Raw genomic sequence first — 17453 nt, 5'->3', positions numbered from 1 at the left:
CGGCAGGAGACCCACCGTGACGCAGTTGGCGGACCGGCTGAGTGCACTGGCAGCCTCCGGAGGGCCGGTCACCTTCCACACGGTCGGCCTGACGCAGGACGTCGTCACGGCCGAGGTCGCAGAGGTCGCCGCCGGACCTTACGCGCCCTTGCTGGCCGAGGCGGTCGCTGCCGCGTTCGACCAGACCGACCCGGTGTGGGCTCAGGCGGCCAGCCTGTTTCCCGCAGGGTTCGCCGGCCAGGGCAGCCTGCTGGCCCTGACCGGGGCCCTGGAGACGCTACTGGGCAGCAGTGCCGCCACAACGGCCCTGGCCGGGCCGCTGAACACGGTGCTGCTGGACGGCCTGGCCGACGCCATCGCCCGTGCGCCGATGCTGGCCGCGGCCCGCCTGGAAGGCGCCGTGCGGCTGGCGGCCGCCAACGCCGTCCGCCCCTGGCGGGTATGGGAGGCCCTCGAACAGTTGCCGGCTGACGGCCCCGAGGACTTCACCGAGCGCCTGCCGAGGATCCTGGGTGTCGCCCTGGACTGCTGGGCCCAGCAGGAAGCCACCGTCAGCGCAACCGTACGGACACTGCTGGAGCAGCTGTCCGTCGATGAGAGCGCCGATGTCGATGCGCTGTTCGAGCTGGGCTGCGACCGGCTGCGGAGCGCGCTGTCCTCACACGACCTCGTCGACGTCAGCGGCCAGCTGGGTGAGGCCAGGCGTTTCTTCTCGGCGGCGCAGGCAGCCGAGGAAGCCCGCGATGACGCAGCCGTGTACGCGGCGGTGTGCGATGCGGTGCTGGGCTTCACCGCGGGCAACACCCCCCAGGTAGCCGCGGCGGCCGACCGGATCGAACAGGCCCTGGAACGCCGCGCGGCGTGGCTGTACGGCACACACCAGCCCGCGTGGCTGCAGCCCCGCCGGTCCGCGGAGATCGCCTGGAGCCGGCTCCTTCTCCAGCTCCGGGCTGCCTCACAGGAGCTGACGGCGCCCGTGCGGATGGACCAGTGGCAGGCCCTGGACGCGGTGCTCGCTGCCTACCGCGCCACCCGGACCATCCAGCCGGTTGGGAACAGCGGCGATGTCACCGGACTGGCCACACTGATTGAGCCGGCCATCGAAGACGGCTTCCTACGCGAGCAGTCCTTCCTCAACGCCCTCCGGCACGCCGCGGCACACCCGCAGGATTACCCCGGCCCGCTCTTTGACGCGGAAACGGCCGCTGTGGTCATCGCACGAATCAACGCCCGGGAAACGAGCACCGACGCCGCCAGCGAACCCGCGGGCGAGGACGACGAAGAACCCGGACGAGCAGCTGCCTGCGAGCGACTGCACCGCATCGCACCCACCCTGGTCCTCAAGCTCGGAACCCGCCGCGCACTCAGCATCGCCGATGGCCTCGACGATGACGCACTCGCCAGCATCGAAGGCCTGGCTTACAACGGCGATGTCGCCAGGCTGAAAGCCTCCGACCCGCTGATCGTGCCCCTTCTGGACCGCTTCATCGGGGAACTCTCCGGCCACCCGGACTTCACCGGCGATGTCCGCCAGACCTTCAGCGCCCTGGTCGAGCAGACGCTGCTGTTCCTCAAGAGTCGCTCCGACCTGACCCGCACCAGCCTCTTCGGCGCAGGTAAGGACGGCGATCCGCCGTACGACTACCGCCGTAAACCGGAGAAGGGCCAACGGAGGGCTGTCGAAGCCGACCTGCAACGCGACTTCCACGGCTGGCTGCAGGCCGGGCCGCTGCACAACATCGTCTTCGTCGAGCCGACTGATATGGGAATGGGCCGCGCGGACGTCCTGGTCCACTTTGGCTCACTGCGCTACCTCACCGAGATGAAGCAGGACAGCGACGACAACACCCGCGCCCACATCGAGGCGAAGTACCTCACGCAGGAGGCCGAGTACACCAACACCAATGCACCGTTCGGGCAGCTACTCGTCCTCGACCTCACACCGAAGAGCGGTACTGCGGGGACCCGCCGGATCGACGAACTCACCTGGCTGACCACCCACCGGCCCCAAGGTGCCCACACTGGCCGGTGGGTACTGGCCGGCATCGTCACAGGCAACCGCCTCACCCCCTCCGCCTACTCCCGTTAGCCCCAGGTTTGGGTGTGTCCAGAAGGTTGCCATGCCCAAAGTGGACATCACTTCCGCCAACCCTAGGCGCGGTGTTACACAGACCGTTTGGCCGTCAACCAACACGACGGAACCAGCAGCAAGCCCCTCTAGCCTCGCCGGGACCGTCCGGCGCCAGTTCTGGCGCAGGTACTGGCCGCGTGGCTGTGAGGTCCTGAGATGTGCCTGTTGTTCCCCGGTAGTGATTGCCGTTCGTGCAGGTTAGGCCGTGATGCCGAGTTCGATGCGACGGCGGTGGGTCAGGAGGCGGGGTAGAGGGATGGCGGGCGCGGCTTGGGAGTGTCCAGCGCGTTCTGACTGTTGATCAGGCCCTTCCACTGGAGACCGCCCAGCAGCCGGAGAAGTCGGATAGCCTCAGATGCGTGGCGACAGCAGAGCTCAGGACCAAGATCGACCGACTCTGGGACGCCTTCTGGTCCGGAGGGATCTCGAACCCACTGGAAGTCATCGAGCAAGTCACCTTGCTGATGTTCGTCCGCTGGCTGGACGACGTTCAGACAGCCAAGGAAGACAAGGCCGCCCGAACGGGCAAGCCGGTTGAGGACCCGATCTATACCCCGGAGACCTCGGGGCTTCGCTGGTCCCACTTCACCAATCAGGTCCCCCAGCAGATGCTGGCCACCATTCGAGATGATGTATTCCCCTGGCTCAGGGACCAAGGACCTCGGGAGTCGACGTACTCCCGGCACCTTCAAGGCGCCCGCTTCACCATTTCTACGCCTAGCCTTCTTGCGCGGGTTGTTTCCGCGCTCGAAGAGATCTCCCTCGCTGATTTCGGTACCGCTGGCCGAATGTACGAGTACATGCTTAGCAGGGTTTCTGCCGTCGGCCACCTAGGCCAGTTTCGAACTCCCCCACACATCATGCAGCTAATGGTTGAGATGATTGCTCCGGACCCAGCAGACGAGATCGTCGATCCGGCATGCGGAACAGCAGGGTTCCTCGTCGCCAGTGCCGAGTACCTGAAAGGCAGGAAGGGCAACTCACAGCTGGAAGACGAGGCTGTTCCCGTCGATGAAGGAATATTTCACGGATTTGATCTGGATCGCACCATGCTCCGGATCGCCAGCATGAACATGCTGCTGCACTCGATCGCGAACCCGGATATCCGGTACCTCGACTCGCTTTCTGAGGGTCTGGCGGGCGAGTGGGGGAAATACTCGCTGGTCCTAGCTAATCCTCCCTTCGCTGGAAGTCTGAATTACGATGCCACTGCGGCTGACCTGCAGGCTGTCGTCGTCACGAAAAAGACAGAGCTTCTGTTCCTGGCCTTGGTCCTGCAACTTCTCAAGCCTGGCGGTCGGGCTGCCGTCATCGTTCCTGATGGCGTTCTCTTCGGGTCTACCAAGGCCCATAAGGACCTGCGGAGGCTCCTGGTCGAGAGCCATAAGGTTGACGCAGTGGTGAAACTGCCGGGAGGTGCTTTCAAGCCCTACGCCGGAATTGCGACTGCCATTCTCTTCTTCACCAGGACCGACAGCGGCGGCACTGACAGTGTTTGGTTCTACGACGTCACCGCAGACGGCTGGAGTCTCGATGATCGGCGCGCTCCTCTGCTTGCGCCGGGAAGACTGGGCCCCGTGCCACACGAGGGTGAGCTCAGTGCGGCAGAGCACAGCAAGAACAATCTGCCGGATGTGCTCCGGCGCTGGGCGCAGCGGAATGACTCGGAGCGGAAGCGAAAGCCGAGTGAACAGAGCTTCCGTGTGTCAAAGGCTGACATCGCCGCCCACGAATACGAACTCAGCATCAACCGCTACAGAGGGCTTCATGAAGTGAAGAAGATAGCCCAGGGGGAGGGCTGGCGGCTCGGCGACTTTGCTGAGATCTACCCCGGACTGATTCCGGCAGCCGAAATCGATAGAACGCCCTCTGAGTCGCATGGAGCCGGCATCGGGATGAGGGTACTCCACCCGTCTCTGCTGGCAGCCAAGCTGCCCGAAACCGACTCGCTGCCCGTGCGAACTAATGAAAAGGAACCGCGCTACCGACTCCAGCGGGGTGATGTCGTCGGGCGCGATCTCGCAGAGGCGCGCCATTGGACAGTCCTTCCCCAAGAATATGAAGGCGTTCAAGCTGGGCAAGGACTCCTCGTTATCAGGGTGACACGCGAAGTCGTTCCTCCGGAATATCTTGCTGAGTACCTTTCGAGCCCGCAGGCGGAGCAGCAGTTTCGCCGATACGGGGTAATCCCAAGGATTCGTCGACGGGATTTGGCGGAGATTCTTGTTCCCGCGTGCGACGGCGACTTCGAGTCCATCCGCACGGCGATCTCCCGGCTGCGAGAAGGCGTTGAGGAGGCCAGCAACATCCAGCTCGCACTCCGGCGGTCCAAATTGAGCATTTTCGAGACCAGTTCGAAGAATGAACGGCGGATCCGGCTGGAACAGGCTGCCGACCTGAGTTCGCTCACTGCACAGAGCCTGCGAAAGCAGAGCGAGCCGTATCGGATCTTCCAAGAGACATATCCCTATGCTACTGCCCGGGCCGTCCGGAAATTCAAACACAGCCTGACTTTGCCGGAGAAGCACGAGGCCGCGCTGCAATGCATCGAGTCCTTGATCCTCTCCCTCGGAATCGTCTCCCTCGCCCTCGCCACTCACAGGGGTCGTCAGAATATTCCGGAGATCGCTAAGTGGGCAGAGTCTGTGTCCGAAGGCGGAGCATCCCTGGGGCACTGGGTGGGGGTCATCAGAGCCGTCGGTGCAGACGCCCGAGAAAGCAGCGACACTGCGGCGGGCCTCGCCGAGGCCACAGCTTCGAAGAAGGGCGGGAAAGGACTTATGTCGGACCTTTCCGCCCTTGTATCCGTGAGGAACAAGATCCGCCACGGAGCGGGCCCCCGAACGCGGGCTGAAATCGAGCGCAGCTTGGATGTGCTGCAGGAGCTGATGCTCCGCAGCCTTTCCGCGAGCACCTTCCTCGCAGGTATTCGATGGGTCCACGCGGACAGGCTGAGCTGGCTGCCGGACGCCGGAAAATACGAAGTTTCAGGTCTTGCTCTCATGGGGGATCATCCAGATTTCGAGCCACTGGAATTCGAAACTATGAATCCCTTGGCCGACAATAGCTTGTACATGCTTACTCGTCAGGGTGAAGTAATCCCAATGTCACCCTTTTGTATTCTCGGTGACTGCCCGAGATGCCTAGCGCCAGAGCTCTACTACCCGGATAAACTGGGCGGCTCCAGTGCGTTCCTGAAGAGCCTCGACAGGGGGCACGAACTGGAAAGCGATACAATCCATTTTGCTCTAAGGAAGTGGATCCACGGCTGACGGTTCGCGGCGGCTCGATGGGGTCGTTGGATGCTGTTCGTAACTTGCGACGCTCCCGTAGCGGAAGCAGCCCTACGGGAGTCCGGCCCCGTCGTCCTTCTGACGTCCGACATCGACGACATGGCCCGCCTGTGTGGCAAGCGGATCGGGCTCATCGGCCTCTGAGCCGCAGAACCGCAGGTCAGGCTGTGATGCGTGAACGAGGCTTGACTGACGTCACGAGGGTGCCGAGCCGTACCCGCTCGGTGACGGCCGCAGCGGCCGTCAGCGTCGGCACGGCCCCGAACCACGGCCCGTCCCTGAAGGTGCGCCACGACAGGTGGTCGTACGTATAGGCCGCGTGGAAGCCGAGGCTTTCCGCTCGCTGCCGCACCTCCCGCCCCTCGTCGGCCCAGTGGTAGATGGGGAGGATCACAGTGCTCAGTCGCATGGGGACGACCTTACGAGCAAGGGACGCGCGGCAGAGACGGAAGCACGGATGCGCCGTGCCGGCGGTCCTGTGTCGGACGCCACCGCGCTTCAGCCTGCCCGCAAGTCGTCGGCGCACGGAACCGTTCAGCCACTGTCACAGGAACGCGGCCCACCGAACACGCACCGGTCGCTATCGTGGCTGAGGTGAGCACAAGGGGAGGCGCCGAACTGGACGCGCTGATCGGGGAAGCAACCGTCGACACGTACGACGAGATCGAGGCGGTCAACGGATTCCTGGCGGCCATTGATGAGCACCTGACGGTTCCTTTCGCCACGACCGTCCTGGGCGTCGAGGTGACAGTGGTCGAGATCGACCTCACTAACGACTTCCGCATGGTTGCTCGTTGCGTCCGGGAGGAGTTCCGGCAGGACATCGGCCTGGCTGAACTGCCCCTGCCGGAACCGCCTCCGGACGGGGCGCACTGGGTCGAGGCGTACCGACGCTGGGCCGGATGCTGAGGAAGCGGACCCGGACGAGAGCCGAAGCACATCGGAGCACGACATGAATACCTTCCCAGATCTCGCCCATGCCCTGCGGCGCAGCGCTGAGCTGAAGGAAGAGCTCGTCGCGTTCGGGGAGGGCCGCGCCTTCGAGCGGTTCCTCGCCCCGCTCTTGGCGGAGGCTGCCGGCCCTGAAGGCGCCTTGGACGAGGCGACCGCGATCAACGTCATCGACCGCTTCCTGCTGGAGTACCGCCTGCCGGACGGCGGAACTGTCGCCGACCGTTTCGTTACCGGCCGGACTGCGCTGTCCGAAGCGGACCGGCAGGCGGTCCTCGGGTGGCGCGATCCGGTGGAGGGGCTCTTCGAGGTGCGGGGCAAGGACGGCGAGTGCCTGCACCTGCTCAACCTCCTGGACGACCTGGAGTACCGGACGTACACCAACGCCGGTCGATCGGCCTTCCGGAGCGTCACCAAGCGAGGCTTTCTCGGCGCCCGGTTGATCCCCCTGGCGACAGTATCCGGCGCATGGCTCGTCTCCGGCGTGATGTCCTTCTACCCCCGGGCCGCAGCGTCGGAGATCGCCGCTGCGGCCCTCGATCTGGCCACCAGCCAGCCCGACCTGGTCTTCCGCAACCAGGAGAAGGTGGAGCAGGGATGGCGCTCGATGCGGGAGGACCGGGTCGCGTTCGCCGAGTTCTTCGGCAGCGACGAACTGATCCTCGCGCCCCAGGAAGCCGAGGACCGCATCAACGCCTACTACCGCCACAAGCGGGAGGTTGCCGCCGGGCAACGGCCCGGCCCCACCCGAGGCAAGCGGCGGCCCGACCCGGACCTGCCCCTCTTCACGTTGCCGCCTGAACTGATGGACTCGGATACCGTCGGCGTCATCTACGACCAGGTCGACGGGCTCAACTTCTATGCGGACTACGGCTCGCTGCTGGACCTGTTCGCCAACCCCGACCTCGCGGGCCGCAAGCACCACCAGGACCTGCTCCGCACGTACTTGCGCGAGGAGACGATCACGCCGCTGCCCATCAGCCGTCTGGCCGCCGAACACCCGCAGAACGTCGACACGGTGTTCCGCAGACTCCTGCGGCAGCCCGGATTCACCTGGAGCGAGCACGGCGACGCCCTGCTGCGCCGACGCAAACCCTGGTACTACGAGAGCGAGCCGCGCCCGGGAGTCTCCGTGATCGGTGACCGGCTCAGTGAGCTGCTCCGTGTTCGGCCGCGCTGAGCGCATGCCGGTAGCTTCACAGACCACACACCAGACGACCGAGAAGAAGGGCGTTTACGTGCATACTGCGGTATGCTCGCGGTATGGCTGACACGACCCGGATCACGGTCACGCTGCCGACCGAGCAGGTGGCAGAGCTGAAGAAGCTCACGGACAACGTCTCCGGCTATGTGGCCGAGGCAGTCGCCCGTCAGATCAGACACCAACTACTCGGGGCCGACCTGCGGAGCTACGAGGACGAGCACGGATCCTTCAGTGAAGAGGAACTGGCAGAGGCCCGCGCGCGCATCGCGGGGGCGACGGAGACCACGGGCGGCGCGAGCGCCGCGTGAGTCAGCACATCGAATCCGTGGTTCTGGACAGCGAGGGACTGTCCGCCTGGGTCGCCCAGGACCGGAAAGTCCTCGGCCTGCTGAAGGTGTTCCACGAGATGGGCGCGGATCTCGTCATCAGCGCGAACACCATCGTGGAGGTCAGCCACTCCCGCGTGAACATGCCGCGGCTCCAGTGGACACTGTCCCGGGTCAAGGTGGAGCCGGTCACTGAGCAGGCCGCCAAGGAAGCGGCGCGGCTACTCAAGGCGGCGGGCCTGCACGGGCACAAGTACGCCATCGACGCGACCGTCGCGGAGGTGGCGCTACGGCAGACCGGGCCCGTGGTCCTCCTGACGTCGGACATCGTCGACATGGCCCGACTGTGCGGCAAGCGGATCGGGCTCATCAGCCTATGAGCCGCGGAATCGCAGGTCAGCCCGTGATGCATGAACGCGGCTTGACCGACGTCACGAGGGTTCCCCACCGGATCCGCTCCGTCACGGCGGCTGCGGCCGTCAGCGTCGGAACGGCCCCGAACCACGGCCCTTCCCTGACCGTCCGCCACGACAGGTGGTCACAGGTGTAGGCGGCGTGGAAGCCCAGGCTCTCCGCCCGCTGCAACACTTCCTGCCCCCCCTGGAAGGCCGACCAGATGTCCCACCGGTCCTCGGCTGCGCTGACGTAGGTACGCTGCCACTTGCCGGTGCCGTCGGCATCGAAGATCAGGTTCAGGGGGAAGAAGCCCTGCGCGCACTCCGCTTCCCGGCTCCTCAGGTCGAGGACCGTCCGGCCGATCCCACTTCCACTGACGTTGAAAGTCCGGTAATTGGATCTTTCCGACAGCAACGTCATCGAGCATCCTGCCCAGGCTTGGGCCGTCCAGTGCCACCACTGGTGCTCCCCGGCTCCACATCCGCGTCATCACGCGCCACCCTCCACCGGCTAGGTGGCTCACGGACGCCTCATGAACGGTCCTCCCGAATACTGACCGTTCCCGAAGGAGTTTTCGTTCAGAAAGCATCCTTTTCGTAGCTTCACACATCGTGTACTACACTAGTCTCATGGATACTCCCCGCCCCGGCAAGACCCGGGTCACCAGCGTTTCGCTGCGCGCCGAGACCCTGGAGGCGATTCGCTCGCGTGCGGGCAAGCAGGGTGTCTCCTCATATATCGAGGAAGCCGTGCAGCGTCAGCTCCAGCGTGAGGCCGTTGACGACTACATCGCGGAGTACGAGGCCGAACACGGTCCCCTTGACCAGGCCGAAGTGGCGGCACGCGCCGAGAGAATCCGGGCGCACCACGCGGCCCACCGCGGCGACGCCTCGCCGGCGGACGCTGCGTGAGCGGCACTCTCGTTCTGGACAGCGAAGCCCTGTCCAAGCTGTCGAGGCGGCACCGCGACATGACGGTGTGGCTGGACGTCGCTCGCACCCTCGATCTGCTGATCGTGACCAGTGCGGCAACGCTGGTCGAGGCGCGTGATCCCAAGGTTGTCCAGGCGGCGTTCGACTTTGCTGTCTCCCTCACCAAGGTGCGACCGATCACCGAAGAGACCGCCCGCGCTGCGAGCAAGCTCCTGGTCGCGGAGGGACTTCACGGGCACAAGTACGCCATCGACCCGATGCTGGCTGCTACCGCACACGCAGAACACGGCGATGTGACGGTCGTGACCAGCGACGTGGACGACCTGCGTCGGCTCTGTCATCGCCGTATCGCGGTCGAGGGGATCTGAGAGCTGCACGTACGGGCGCGGTCCACGCAAGGGAATCCGCTGGTCAGCCCGTGATGCATGAACGTGGCTTGACCGACGTCACGAGGGTGCCGAGCCGGACCCGCTCGGTGACGGCCGCCGCGGCCGTCAGCGTCGGCACCGCCCCGAACCACGGCCCGTCCCTGAAAGTCCGCCACGACAGATGGTCATAGGTGTAGGCGGCGTGAACCCCCAGCTCCTCAGCCCGCCGCCACACCTCCCGCCCCTGCTCGTGCCAGCGGTAGATCGGCAGGATCACAGTGCTCAGTCGTATGCTCCGACCCTATGCCGCCCCCTGCCGGCGCAAGAGGCCGAACGCCGTGTCAAGGGGCGGTCGTCCGGTCAGCCGGCGTCTTTGCGGTAGCGCTTGGCCAGAACGGGGTCGGATTCCCACCACAGACCGGTCGAGCCGCCCGCGTCGCCGTCGCTCACACGATGCACGGGGGCCGGTGCCGGACGCGGATCGTGGATCCGCAGGCGGAAGACCAGTCCGGGGAACGCCCCGAGGACCAGCCCCAGCAGGGGCACCATCGTTGCGACCGCGCCGAGGCCTGTGCCAGAGCTGGCGATCTTGCACGTCCCACCGTCGGTGACGGTGACATCGACCGTGTTCGACCTGCTCCCGCCGCCGGCGACCCGCACCGTGTGCGGTCCCGACTCGACCGCGAACTCCGCCGTCTCCCCTTGCCGGACCGGACCGACCTTGTGCCCGTCTATGACGACACCAAGCTTCCCCGCCCTACCGAACGGTGGAGCTTCCGCAAACACCACTATCAGTCCAGCCACTGACTACCCCCCCGGGCCCTCTTCCTGGTCACATGCACGGAGGACGGTACACGGTCCGAAGCCGCGTTGTCCGGCGGCGGCGGGTCAGGCGTCCGTAGGGGGGTGCTCGGGGTTGGCGGCGAGGGTGTCCATGTGGCGGGCGGCCACCTCGCGATCGGTGGCCGCGGCGATGAAGGCCGGGGCGGCGGAGGGGCCGACCAGGGCGCGGACCGCGGCGACCGTGGCGGCGGGCAGGGGTACGGGGATGTGCTGCGGGGCGGATACCTCCGGGGGCGGCGGGGGTTCGGCGGGGGGCGGGGGGAGGGTGTCGCCGAGGTGGCGGCGGACGTGTTCCGTCGCCCGCAGGCGCATCGCCCGGGCCAGCTCGGCGTCCACGGTCTGCTGGGCCAGCGGCCGCAGGCGGCGCACCAGGCCGGCCGCCTCCGCCGCCTCCGCGTCGGTCGGCGGGTGCTCGAGGAAGCGCTGGAAGACGTACTCGGTGGTGAATTCCAGGAAGCGCTCCGAGATGTACTCCACCTGGCCCCGCAGCTCCCGCAGATGACCGGTGATCGCACTCAGCGGCACCCCCGCGGCGTGCAGCTCCACCGCGACGGACAGCTCCTGGGGGCTCGGGACCTCGAACTCGTCGTCCCTGCCCGGCACCGCCTTCAGCACCCCGAGCTGCAGCGCGTCCTCCACCGCCGACAGGTCGGCGACCCCGCCGAACGCCGCCATCAGCTCCTGCAGGCCGATCCTGGCCGGCTGCTCGTCGGACCAGGGCCGGTCCACCTCGTCCACCAGGCCCAGCACCCCGCCGAGCCCGGTGCCCGCGTCCCACGCGGCCAGCAGCTCCTTGATGCTGGCCAGGGTGTAGCCGCGCTCCAGCAGGTCCGCGATCTGCCGCAGTCGCTCCAGGTGGCCGTCGTCGTAGACGTTGGCCCGCCCGAGCCGCTCCGGCTTGGGCAGCAGCCCGCGGTCGGTGTACGCGCGGATCGTACGGACCGTGGTCCCGCTGAGCCGGGACAGGTCCTCGATCCGGTACCCGCCCTGCCCGGTGTCGGTGGCGGTGCTCACCCGGTGGCCCTCACTCGTCTCCGCCCACGTGCTCGTCGTCGTCCCTCGGTCGTCAGGAGGCCGCCGCCCGCCCGGCCGACCCGGTGGCGGCCCGGGCCGCGGGGGAGACGGCCAGGTACTCGACCGCCTTGCTCAGCGAACCCTCCTGTGTCGGATGGTACGACCGGCGCAGATAGCGGGGCATGGCGGTGTGCAGCGACATCCAGGACGGCAGCAGCCCGCGGCGGGCGGCGGCCCGGTGGTCTTTGAAGCGGTATCTGCCGTGCGCCAGCTGCGGGTCGTGCCGCAGCAGATACCGGGCTCCGACCGTCCACAGGTAGAACAGCGTCGGCCAGGCCAGGGCCATCCCCTCCACCCGGCGCAGATAGCGCAGCGCGCTGCCGCCGCCGGTGTGCTGGTACATGTCGAATGCGACCGCCCGGTGTTCGACCTCTTCGGCGCCGTGCCAGCGCAGCAGGTCGAGCATCACCTCGTCGGTGCCCGCGCCGTCCAGCGCCTCCGCGTCCAGGATCCAGTCGCCGAGCACCGCGGTGAAGTGCTCGATCGCGGCTATCAGGGACAGCCGGAAGCGCAGCCACTCCCGCCGCGGTATGGGCATGCCCCACGGCGGCTTCTCCCCGAGCAGCACGTCGAACATCCACTCCACGTGCCGCGTGTACGCGGTGGTGTCGAGCTGCTGCTCGGCCAGGTGCTCCAGCACATACGCGTGCTGCACGCTGTGGGTGGCCTCCTGGCCCATGAACCCCTTGACGTCCTTGAGCAGCTGCTCGTCGGTGACCAGCGGCAGTGCCTCCTTGAACACCTTGACGAACCACCGCTCACCGGCCGGCAGCAGCAGGTGCAGCACGTTGATGACATGCGTCGCGGTCGGCTCGTCCGGAATCCAGTGCAGAGGGGTCTGCTTCCAGTCGAACGTGACCCGGCGCGGCTTGATCGGATGGCTCACGGCACTGCTCCTTACCGGTGGCTGGGCGGGCGGTCGGTCGGGCGGGCGGGTCACGTCGGATGATCGGGTCGGGTGCGGCAGGGGCAGGGGCAGGGGCAGGGGCAGGGGCAGAGGCAGGGCCGCCGGCGCCTGCTACAGCGGGGGGTCGACCCGGGCGATCGCCCGGAGCGCACCGGGCGAGAGCCGGGACAGCAGCCGTGCACCGCGGGCCTCGGAGGTGACCGGGACCACCGCGGTGTCCCGCAGCACCGCCCTGACGACGGCTCTTGCCACCTTCTCCGGCGGGTAGTTGCGCAGCCGGTAGAGCCGGGCGCTCTTGGCGCGGCGGCGCTCCTGCTCCTGGTCGCTGACCCCGGCATGCCGGGCGCTGCCGGTGATCGCGGTGTTCACCAGGCCCGGGCATATTGCGCTCACCCCGATGCCGTGCGGTGCCAACTCGGCCCGCAGGCACTCGCTGAGCATCAGCACCGCCGCCTTCGACGTGCTGTACGCGGGCAGTGCGCGCGAGGGCAGGAAGGCCGCGGCCGACGCGGTGTTGACGATGTGGCCGCCCTCCCCGCGATCGACGAGCTGGCGCCCGTAGAGGCGGCAGCCGTGGATGACCCCCCACAGGTTGACGTCGAGCACCTGCTTCCAGTCCTCGGGTGTGGTGTCGAGGAAGGAACCCGCCAGGCCGATACCCGCGTTGTTGACGACCACGTCGGGTACGCCGTAGCGGTCCAGGGTCCCGGCGGCGAGCGCTTCCATCGCCGGGCCGTCCGACACGTCCGCGGTCTCGGGCCACGCCTCGGGGGCGCCGGTCTGCCGGGCCAGCTTGGCGGTCTCCTCGGCGCCGGCGGCATCGCGGTCCACGGCCACCACCCGGGCCCCCGCCTCCGCGAAGGCGAGCGCGGTGGCCTTCCCGATGCCGCTGGCCGCACCGGTGACCAGCACCAGCTGGCCGCCGAACCGCTCCCTGGCTGCGGGCAGCAGCCTGCCGAGCGCGCCCCGCGGCGCCTTCCCCGGCGCCCCGGCCAGCAGCGTGGCCGCCCCGGCGGAACCGGCCCCCGCCGCCACGGGCACGGCGGTGCCCGTCCCGTCGGTGTCCTCCACCCCGGTGACGAAGTCGGTGATCCAGCGGGCCAGCTGCTGCGGCCGGGAGCGCGGCACCCAGTGCTTGGCGGGCAGCGTGTGCCGGGTCAGCCGCGGCACCCAGTGGTCCAGGTCGTCGTAGAGCCGCTCCGACAGGAAGGCGTCCCCGGTCGGGGTGATCAGCTGCACCGGCACATGCGCGTACGGATCGGACCGCGGCCGGCCGAGCCGCTGCCGCACGTTGTCCCGGTAGAGCCAGGCGCCGTGTGCGGCGTCCTCGGGCAGCGACGCTGTCGGATAGCCGTCGGCGGGCAGCTTCTCGACCCTGGCCAGCAGCTTGGGCCACTGTTTGCCGAGCACACCGCGCCAGGCCGCCTCGGGCAGCACGGGGGTGTGCAGCGCGTAGACATACCAGGACTTGACGCCCTGCCCGAGCACCTGGGCCGCCCTGCGGGGGGTGGGGCGGCGGACCCGCCGTCTGATCCAGTGGCCGAAGTGGTCGAGGCACGGCCCGGAAACAGAAGTGAACGACGCCAGCCGGCCGGTCGTGCCGGGCACGGTGGCGAACTCCCAGCCCTGCACGGAACCCCAGTCGTGGCCGACCAGGTGGACCGGGCGGTCGGGGCTGACGGCGTCCGCGACCGCGAGGAAGTCCTCGGTCAGCTTCTCCAGCGTGAAGCCGCCCCTGAGCGGGTCGGGCACGCCGGAGCGCCCGTGCCCGCGCACGTCGTAGAGGACGACATGGAAGCGGTCGGCGAGCAGCGCGGCGACCTCGGACCACACCTCTTTGCTGTCCGGATAGCCGTGCAGCAGCACCACCGTCGGCAGCGCCGCGTCACCGCTTTCCGCCACGCACAGCCGGACCCCGTCCGCACCGGTCACGAACCGCTCGTCCGCGGCTGTCGACCCGTCCATCCTGCTCACCGCCCCTCCCCGTGCGCCGGCACCCCGGCCGAAGCTGACATCAATCACTGTGACATCGCCCACTGGCATGGTCAAGACCCGTTCACAGCCTGTGGAAAACTCTCCGCCCCCACCCGACCGCAGCCCGTGGTCGTACCGACCCCTACGGGTGGTCAGCCCCCAGGACTACACAGATCCGGCACCCCGGACTGACGCCAGGCTGTGGCGCGGACCACTACGGTCGGCGTGTGACTGTGATCGCTACCGAAAGCCTGAGCAAGCGGTACCCGAGGGTGACCGCTCTTGACCGGCTGTCCGTGGACGTCACCCCCGGTGTGACCGGGCTGGTGGGCGCCAACGGGGCCGGGAAGTCGACCCTGATCAAGATCCTGCTGGGGCTGTCCCCGGCCACCGAGGGTCGCGCCGCCGTGCTCGGACTCGACGTGGCCACCGACGGTCCGCAGATCCGCAGCCTCGTCGGCTACATGCCCGAGCACGACTGCCTGCCGCCCGACGTCTCGGCTACCGAGTTCGTCGTGCACATGGCCAGGATGTCCGGGCTGCCGCCCACCGCCGCGCGCGAGCGCACCGCGGACACCCTGCGGCACGTCGGCCTCTACGAAGAGCGGTACCGCCCGATGGGCGGCTACTCGACGGGTATGAAGCAGCGGGTCAAGCTCGCCCAGGCGCTGGTCCACGACCCGAAGCTGGTGCTGCTCGACGAGCCGACCAACGGGCTCGACCCCACCGGCCGGGACGAGATGCTGGGCCTGATCCGCCGGGTGCACACCGACTTCGGCATCTCGGTGCTCGTCACCTCCCACCTGCTCGGCGAACTGGAGCGCACCAGCGACCACATCGTCGTCATCGACGGCGGCAAGCTGCTGCGGGCCTCCTCCACCAGCGAGTTCACCCAGGCCACCGCCTCCCTCGCGGTCGAGGTCACCGACCGGGAGGGCGAACTGCTCACCCTGCTGACCGGCGCGGGACTCACCGCGCAGGCCAGCGGGCACCTGCTGCTGGTCGACATCGCCGACGAGGCGACCTACGACACGGTCCGCGACGCGGTCGCAGGACTCGGGGTGGGCCTGGTGCGGATGGAGCAGCGCAGGCACCGGATAGCCGAGCTGTTCATCGACGACGACACCACCGCGACCAGGGAAGACGCCCCGAGCAAGGAAGGAGACGGCCGTGACGCAGCCTGAGGTCGCCGTACCCGGCGGCCCCGCCGCGGGTGCCGGCGCCGGCACACCCCCCGATGTCATCCACAACATCGGCTACCGCAACTACAACGGTCCCCGTCTCGGCCGGGGCTACGCCCGGCTGGCGCTGTTCTCACAGAGCCTGCGCGGTGCCTACGGACTCGGCCGCAGCGCCAAGTCCAAGGTGCTGCCGATGATCCTCTTCGGGGCGATGTGCGCACCCGCGCTGATCATGGTCGCCGTGGCGATCTTCGCCGACCGCACCGACCTGCCCGTGGCGTACACCCGCTACGCGGTCATCCTGCAGGCGGTCATCACCCTCTTCGTGGCCGCCCAGGCCCCGCAGTCCGTCAGCCGCGACCTGCGCTTCAAGACCACCCCGCTGTATTTTTCCCGCCCCATCGAGCGGGTCGACTACGTGGCGGCGAAGTACGCGGCCCTGACCGTGGCGCTCTTCCTGCTGACCGCCATACCGCTCGTCATCCTCTACGTCGGCGCGCTGCTGGCGAAGCTGAGCTTCGCGCACCAGACCGCCGGGTTTGCGAAGGGCCTGGTGTCCGTACTCCTGCTCTCCCTGCTGTTCGCCGGGATCGGCCTGGTCATCGCCGCGGTCACCCCGCGCCGCGGATTCGGCGTCGCCGCGATCATCGCGGTGTTCGTGGTCAGCTACGCGGCCGTCTCGGCCGTGCAGGGCGTCGCCTCGAACCAGGAGAACTACGACGCCATCGGCTGGCTCGGGCTGTTCTCGCCGATCACCCTGGTCGACGGCTTCCAGACCTGGTTCCTCGGCGCGACGTCCGCCTTCCCGCACGCCGCGGGACCGGCGAACGCCGGCGTCGGGCTGCTCTACCTGCTGGTGCTGCTCGCCGTCATCGCCGGCACCTTCGGCCTGCTGATGAACCGCTACCGGAAGGTGGGCCTGTCGTGACCACGATCAGCATCGACAACGTCTCACGCTGGTTCGGCAACGTGGTGGCCGTCAACGACGTCACCATGACGATCGGCCCCGGCGTGACCGGCCTGCTCGGCCCCAACGGCGCCGGCAAGTCCACCCTCATCAACATGATGGCCGGCTTCCTCGCACCGTCCAACGGCAGCGTCACCCTGGACGGCGCGGTCATCTGGCGCAATGAGCAGGCCTACCGCGAGATCGGCATCGTGCCCGAGCGCGAGTCGATGTACGACTTCCTGACCGCACGGGAGTTCGTCGTCGCCAACGCCGAGCTGCACGGCCTGCCCGACCCGGCCGCGGCGGCCCAGCGAGCACTGGCCACCGTCGAGATGGAGTACGCGCAGGACCGGCGGATCGAGACGTACAGCAAGGGCATGCGCCAGCGCGCGAAGATGGCGTCCGCCCTCGTCCACGAGCCGTCGGTGCTGCTGCTCGACGAGCCCTTCAACGGCATGGACCCCCGGCAGCGGCTGCACCTGATGGACCTGCTGCGGCGGATGGGCGCGGAGGGCCGCACCGTGCTGTTCTCCTCGCACATCCTGGAGGAGGTCGAGCAGCTCGCCCACCACATCGAGGTGGTGGTGGCCGGCCGGCACGCGGCGTCCGGCGACTTCCGCAAGATCCGCCGGCTGATGACCGACCGCCCGCACCGCTACCTCGTACGGTCCAGCGACGACCGGCAGCTGGCGTCGGTGCTGATCGCGCACACATCGACGGCCGCGATCGAACTGGACCTGCGGGAGGACGCCCTGCGCATCCAGGCGGTCGACTTCGCCGGCTTCACCGAATTCCTGCCCCGGATCGCCCGCGACCACGGCATCCGGCTCTTCACGGTCTCGCCGTCCGACGAGTCCCTGGAGAGCGTCTTCTCCTACCTGGTCACGGCGTAAGGAGCCGAGCGACATGTCCGTCACCACCGCC

15 protein-coding genes and 4 pseudogenes are annotated in these 17453 nt (G+C 68.0%); 12 read left to right on the top strand and 7 right to left on the bottom strand.

Going from position 1 to position 17453, the window contains the following annotated elements; translation table 11 throughout:
• Positions 1-16: 16 nt before the first annotated feature.
• The 3 genes and pseudogenes from JT723_RS15435 to JT723_RS15425 all read left to right on the top strand — a co-directional run.
• Complete coding sequence (locus tag JT723_RS15435; RefSeq protein ID WP_205045196.1) at positions 17-2089, top strand: hypothetical protein; 2073 nt, start codon at positions 17-19, stop codon at positions 2087-2089.
• A gap of 401 nt (positions 2090-2490) precedes the next feature.
• On the top strand, positions 2491-5403 hold the full coding sequence (locus tag JT723_RS15430) for an N-6 DNA methylase (protein ID WP_205045195.1): 2913 nt from the start codon (positions 2491-2493) through the stop codon (positions 5401-5403).
• A 48-nt stretch (positions 5404-5451) separates the two neighbouring features.
• Positions 5452-5568: pseudogene (locus tag JT723_RS15425) on the top strand (DNA-binding protein); the annotation flags it as partial.
• A 22-nt stretch (positions 5569-5590) separates the two neighbouring features.
• On the opposite strand, the pseudogene JT723_RS15420 reads toward JT723_RS15425, so the two are convergent.
• A pseudogene (locus JT723_RS15420) lies at positions 5591-5833 on the bottom strand (LLM class flavin-dependent oxidoreductase); the annotation flags it as partial.
• A gap of 185 nt (positions 5834-6018) precedes the next feature.
• On the opposite strand from JT723_RS15420, the gene JT723_RS15415 reads away from it, so the two are divergent.
• From JT723_RS15415 to JT723_RS15400, 4 genes are all read left to right on the top strand, one after another.
• Positions 6019-6333 (top strand): hypothetical protein, encoded by a 315-nt coding sequence (locus tag JT723_RS15415; RefSeq protein WP_205045193.1) that lies wholly within the window; start codon positions 6019-6021, stop codon positions 6331-6333.
• Between the two features lie 43 nt (positions 6334-6376).
• Positions 6377-7555, top strand: coding sequence for a hypothetical protein (locus JT723_RS15410; protein ID WP_240165670.1), 1179 nt, complete (start codon positions 6377-6379; stop codon positions 7553-7555).
• Between the two features lie 83 nt (positions 7556-7638).
• Positions 7639-7887 (top strand): type II toxin-antitoxin system CcdA family antitoxin, encoded by a 249-nt coding sequence (locus JT723_RS15405; RefSeq protein WP_167981807.1) that lies wholly within the window; start codon positions 7639-7641, stop codon positions 7885-7887.
• Positions 7884-8285, top strand: a complete 402-nt coding sequence (locus JT723_RS15400) for a PIN domain-containing protein (protein WP_205045192.1) — start codon at positions 7884-7886, stop codon at positions 8283-8285. The genes JT723_RS15405 and JT723_RS15400 overlap by 4 nt, the downstream gene beginning before the upstream one ends.
• A 22-nt stretch (positions 8286-8307) precedes the next feature.
• Here the strand turns inward: JT723_RS15400 and JT723_RS15395 are convergent.
• Positions 8308-8523 (bottom strand): annotated as a pseudogene (locus tag JT723_RS15395) (LLM class flavin-dependent oxidoreductase); the annotation flags it as partial.
• Positions 8524-8930: 407 nt separating this feature from the next.
• On the opposite strand from JT723_RS15395, the gene JT723_RS15390 reads away from it, so the two are divergent.
• Complete coding sequence (locus tag JT723_RS15390; RefSeq protein WP_205045191.1) at positions 8931-9212, top strand: hypothetical protein; 282 nt, start codon at positions 8931-8933, stop codon at positions 9210-9212.
• Positions 9209-9601, top strand: a complete 393-nt coding sequence (locus JT723_RS15385) for a type II toxin-antitoxin system VapC family toxin (RefSeq protein ID WP_205045190.1) — start codon at positions 9209-9211, stop codon at positions 9599-9601. Before JT723_RS15390 ends, JT723_RS15385 begins: the two co-directional genes overlap by 4 nt.
• Positions 9602-9650: 49 nt before the next feature.
• Here the strand turns inward: JT723_RS15385 and JT723_RS15380 are convergent.
• The 5 genes and pseudogenes from JT723_RS15380 to JT723_RS15360 all read right to left on the bottom strand — a co-directional run.
• Positions 9651-9893 (bottom strand): annotated as a pseudogene (locus JT723_RS15380) (LLM class flavin-dependent oxidoreductase); the annotation flags it as partial.
• 68 nt (positions 9894-9961) lie between these two features.
• Positions 9962-10405 carry a hypothetical protein gene (locus JT723_RS15375; RefSeq protein WP_205045189.1) on the bottom strand — a complete coding sequence of 148 codons (444 nt, stop codon included), beginning with the start codon at positions 10403-10405 and terminating at the stop codon, positions 9962-9964.
• 84 nt (positions 10406-10489) lie between these two features.
• Positions 10490-11458 (bottom strand): MerR family transcriptional regulator, encoded by a 969-nt coding sequence (locus tag JT723_RS15370; RefSeq protein WP_205045188.1) that lies wholly within the window; start codon positions 11456-11458, stop codon positions 10490-10492.
• A gap of 52 nt (positions 11459-11510) precedes the next feature.
• Positions 11511-12404, bottom strand: coding sequence for a metal-dependent hydrolase (locus JT723_RS15365; RefSeq protein WP_205045187.1), 894 nt, complete (start codon positions 12402-12404; stop codon positions 11511-11513).
• 132 nt (positions 12405-12536) lie between these two features.
• Positions 12537-14390, bottom strand: a complete 1854-nt coding sequence (locus tag JT723_RS15360; RefSeq protein ID WP_205045387.1) for an SDR family oxidoreductase — start codon at positions 14388-14390, stop codon at positions 12537-12539.
• Between the two features lie 236 nt (positions 14391-14626).
• On the opposite strand from JT723_RS15360, the gene JT723_RS15355 reads away from it, so the two are divergent.
• From JT723_RS15355 to JT723_RS15345, 3 genes are read left to right on the top strand one after another with little or no spacing between them, the layout of a single operon-like run.
• Positions 14627-15583 carry an ABC transporter ATP-binding protein gene (locus JT723_RS15355; RefSeq protein ID WP_205045186.1) on the top strand — a complete coding sequence of 319 codons (957 nt, stop codon included), beginning with the start codon at positions 14627-14629 and terminating at the stop codon, positions 15581-15583.
• Positions 15570-16508: an ABC-2 transporter permease gene (locus tag JT723_RS15350; protein ID WP_372441314.1), complete on the top strand. Its 939-nt coding sequence runs from the start codon at positions 15570-15572 to the stop codon at positions 16506-16508. Before JT723_RS15355 ends, JT723_RS15350 begins: the two co-directional genes overlap by 14 nt.
• Positions 16505-17422: an ABC transporter ATP-binding protein gene (locus tag JT723_RS15345; RefSeq protein WP_205045185.1), complete on the top strand. Its 918-nt coding sequence runs from the start codon at positions 16505-16507 to the stop codon at positions 17420-17422. The genes JT723_RS15350 and JT723_RS15345 overlap by 4 nt, the downstream gene beginning before the upstream one ends.
• Positions 17423-17453 lie beyond the last annotated feature (31 nt).

Source organism: Actinacidiphila bryophytorum, from assembly GCF_016916835.1.
GTDB lineage: Bacteria > Actinomycetota > Actinomycetes > Streptomycetales > Streptomycetaceae > Actinacidiphila > Actinacidiphila bryophytorum.
The sequence above is the reverse complement of the archived record's forward strand: the minus strand, read 5'-3'. Positions and strand labels throughout refer to the sequence as shown.